This window comes from Candidatus Jordarchaeum sp., assembly GCF_052745115.1.
In genome coordinates this window covers 1-3,616 of the sequence record NZ_JBRAKS010000377.1, presented here as the reverse complement: position 1 = coordinate 3,616, position 3,616 = coordinate 1, and the positions used below count along the sequence as shown (strand labels likewise).

Annotated in this window: 5 protein-coding genes; 1 reads left to right on the top strand and 4 read right to left on the bottom strand. The window is 37.9% G+C overall.

Annotated elements, in window-relative coordinates:
• A partial coding sequence (locus ACUVXA_RS18150; protein WP_445872697.1) for an arsenic resistance protein occupies nt 1–602 on the bottom strand: 602 nt, incomplete at its 3' end.
• A 288-nt stretch (nt 603–890) separates the two neighbouring features.
• Here ACUVXA_RS18150 and ACUVXA_RS18145 point away from each other — a divergent pair.
• Nucleotides 891–1,277, top strand: coding sequence for an ArsR/SmtB family transcription factor (locus ACUVXA_RS18145; protein ID WP_445872696.1), 387 nt, complete (start codon nt 891–893; stop codon nt 1,275–1,277).
• Nucleotides 1,278–1,416: 139 nt separating this feature from the next.
• Here the strand turns inward: ACUVXA_RS18145 and ACUVXA_RS18140 are convergent, their stop codons facing one another.
• The 3 genes from ACUVXA_RS18140 to ACUVXA_RS18130 form a co-directional block, all read right to left on the bottom strand.
• Entirely contained in the window at nt 1,417–2,454 is a 1,038-nt protein-coding gene (locus ACUVXA_RS18140) for a lipoate--protein ligase family protein (protein WP_445872695.1), read from the bottom strand.
• Nucleotides 2,455–2,505: 51 nt separating this feature from the next.
• Nucleotides 2,506–2,835 (bottom strand): ArsR/SmtB family transcription factor, encoded by a 330-nt coding sequence (locus ACUVXA_RS18135; RefSeq protein WP_445872694.1) that lies wholly within the window; start codon nt 2,833–2,835, stop codon nt 2,506–2,508.
• 63 nt (nt 2,836–2,898) lie between these two features.
• On the bottom strand, nt 2,899–3,480 hold the full coding sequence (locus ACUVXA_RS18130) for a (Fe-S)-binding protein (protein ID WP_445872693.1): 582 nt from the start codon (nt 3,478–3,480) through the stop codon (nt 2,899–2,901).
• Nucleotides 3,481–3,616: the final 136 nt, after the last annotated feature.

Genomic DNA, 3,616 nt, shown 5'->3' with positions numbered 1-3,616 from the left:
CCTCCCGTTAGGCTCAATAACCAAGAGGGGACTCCTAAAAGTCCCAAGATCCAGCCGGATTCTGCAAGCCATGTCGGTGTCCCAGTGAGCAATGAGGGCAGAAGAGTGATGTATAGGTAAGCTAGTATGGAGTACATTATCATCTGGAAAACCGAGTTTAGAGCGACCAGCACCGCACAGAGTTCACTGTCTCCTCTTGCCAGCTGGTTCCACACAAGTACCATGGCTATACAACGAGCCAAACCAACAATTATAAGCCCTATACGGTATTCAGGCATGTCGGGTAGAAAAATCCATGCTAGTACAAACATCAGTGCTGGACCAATTATCCAGTTTTGAACAAGGGAGACCCCGAAGGCTTTCTTGGCACCGAAGAGTCTTGAGAGTTCTTCGTATTTTACTCGGGCGAGGGGCGGGTACATCATCCAAATGAGTCCTATGGCAATGGGTAGCGAAACGGTGTCTAGACTCAATTCATTAAGAAATCCAGAGATTTCAGGAAACATGGCACCTAGTAAAACGCCTATGCCCATTGCTAGAAAAATCCAAAGTGTAAGAAACCGGTCTAAGAGTGAGAGTTTTTCAGTAGTATTATTCGACATAACTTTTCCTCACCCATTATGTTATTGTCTTTATTTTTGGTTCAAATTGAATCATGTGGTTTTTTATCGATAAATGCAAATATAACTATATTATAATAAATTGACAAGTTGTAGTATTTAAATTTAATTATATTTCCCTTCACCATAGAAGTACTTTTTATCGAAATCCTGGTTAGTTGTGAACAGGATGCCTATGCGATACAGATTAGTAACATCTAACGGTTAAGTTTAATAATATTTAAGATTATCGTTTCATATTGATATTTATCAATTTTAGGAAGTGAATCGATGGAACGTTTAGCACGCTTAATCGAAGAAGATGAGTGCTCAGCAAAGTGTGAAAAATATGCCGATGAATTAAAGGAATTATCAGACGAAATGGATGAAACTACACTATGTAAGTTCGGGCCCCTACTCTTTAAGGCTATAGCCGATCCTAATCGTCTAAAAATTTTGAAGATATTGGCTATTAGAGAGATGTGTGTTTGCGAATTAAATGTCGCGTTGAATATTTCTCAAGGAACAATATCTCATCATCTGAAAATTCTCCAAGAAGCCAAATTAATAAAAGGAAGAATAAAAGGTAAATGGAATTATTACCAAGTCAACGGAAAGCATGTTGAGAAATTCATCCAAAACAGCGAACAATTTTTGAAGAAATATTACTCAAACTGAGAGTCGTAACTCCTCTATTCATCCACATTACAGTTGAGTCAGATTTCCCAACGAAACTCTGGTTACTTTCAAAGAGCCAAAGAGCTATAAGAAGATACTAAAGACTTTTTTATCTTTAGGAATGCACAAATTTTAGAAATTATTTGATTCTTTCAATTTCTTCCCGGATACTTTCCAAAATCTGCTCGTGGGATGGTACCATCTTGTTAAACTTAAGGGCTCCATTAACTATTACTGCGGGTATCTGAGATTTCTTGGCTGCGTCTATTAACCCTGCGGACACAATAGTACCAGGAGGTCGGCCTTTGCCTCTTCTCCAAATTCTGAGCTCGATTTTTTCTTCCTCCTGAGAGAGTTTAATAGCGTTCTTAACGTTTTCCTCCATTTTTGAGCACATTTTTGTTGGTGGATAAGCCGTCAACAACTCAATTAACAGCTTTCCATAGGCAAGAGGAGGAACTCCGTAAACCAACCATTTTTCTGACTGGTACTTGGATTTAAGAACTCTCTCAAGAAGTGTTCTCTCCTCCCAGGTTAAGTCCTCCTCAACGAGATCCACTTTAAGCTCGGTTTTTATCTTCAAACATATATTTCTTATAAACTCTTCTTTAGATATACTTTCCTTGTAAAAATTTTTTATACAGGTAATTTTTCTGGAAAGTAGGTTTAGCCTGTTTGGAACATCTATATTGGTTTCAAGGTAGATGACGCCCTGAAAGACTAGTACGTCATAGTACCAGAATTGCGTTACCTGAGAAACGACTATCCCGTTCTTGCTGAGATAAAAAAGATCCTCGTAGCTGCATGGGAAACCATATGTTCTAATGGCTCTTATTATGGGGCGGTAAACAGTCTCATAGAGCTCTGTAAGATTTTTCGGCAAATCAAACTCATTTGTATTTATGATAAAACTGAACAGAAGTGAACCCTCATCAGCGAAAAAGCTCGGACCAGAGGTGTGCCTCCTAACAATCTCAACATCACGTTTTTTGAGGTTTTCTATTTCATCCTTCGTAAGGGTGTTCTCTCCGATACTCAGTGTTGGTTTACAACTCCAAAAATGAACAGTGCTAGGAACCAGCGACATATTCACGTAAAGCATAACTGTTTCATCCATCGCAAACCCTATATCCGGATTTAGAGAATTATTAACTATTAGTCTGAAACTTTTAGCCATCTATCACAGCACTCCTCACCGATTGTTACAATTTATCCAAGAAGAAAATCTCTAGACCAAAACATCAGTTAGTTCCGAGATTTTCCGCAAGTATTCGAGTATTATCTCATCAACTATTTTTAAAATAAGGAATACCCGTGGGTCCTTAATATTGTACTCTACTTTCTGCCCAGTTTTCTTATAATCCAGTATATTGCAATCCTTTAGTATTTGAATGTGTTGAGAAATTGTAGACTGAGACTTTTCAACATGGGGCAAAATATCGCATTGGCAACACTTACCACTCTTTAGAAGATCTAGAATTCTCAATCTGGTTTCATCAGCTAGAGCTTTAAGTAGCTCAACCCTACTCTTATATAAAAAATTCTCCTTCTTCTTCAAACCTAATCACATTTACAATTCCTCATATTAAATCATGTAAATAAATGTACAGGAGTTCCTAGACTAAATTTGGATAACATGAATCTTTTTTTGAAGCTCCACGAATTTTTCGCTACTCAAATACGGGCAGTCGCGGGGAGAGTTTTCTCCAGTGGCTAGCTTTATAGCAAACCCGTAACATGTGGAAACGCCGCACTCTCCACAATCTTTTTTCGGCAAAAAATTGTTGATTTCTAGAGGGCTTAACTTAGTTTTGCTCCCTATCAACTCGGGGGAAGGCTTCCCGTGGCGATTCACATAAATAGAAGCTCGGTTTAAAAGTTCTTTAACGTATCTTAAGATATTTTCAGCTTCCTCCCTATCCCTAAGGTTTGTAACGGTTATTTTCCCAGCACCGAAAATTGTGATCAGATGTTCTTCAAACATAAAGCTCATAGACTCTGACTGCTTATTGTATGTGGCTTGTGGAAGGTAAAGGTAAATAGCGGGAAGCAAATCATCCAACTTTTCATTAGTGGTTCCCACAACCCGGATTCTCTCGGAGCTTGTTAAGCACGGGAGAACTTCAGATATTTTAACCTCCTTTATTTTTGGGGGAATGAGTAGATTAATCAGGGAAGACCCCTTTTGCTTATCATCAACCATATTATTATCCTCCATACGCAAATACTGAAGCATCACACTTATTTTCAGCACACATTTATAATTCTTAACAGACTTTCCATCTTTATCAAATTCAACATAGAAAAAAAGGCATTTAAATTTATTGCTATATTAAAAT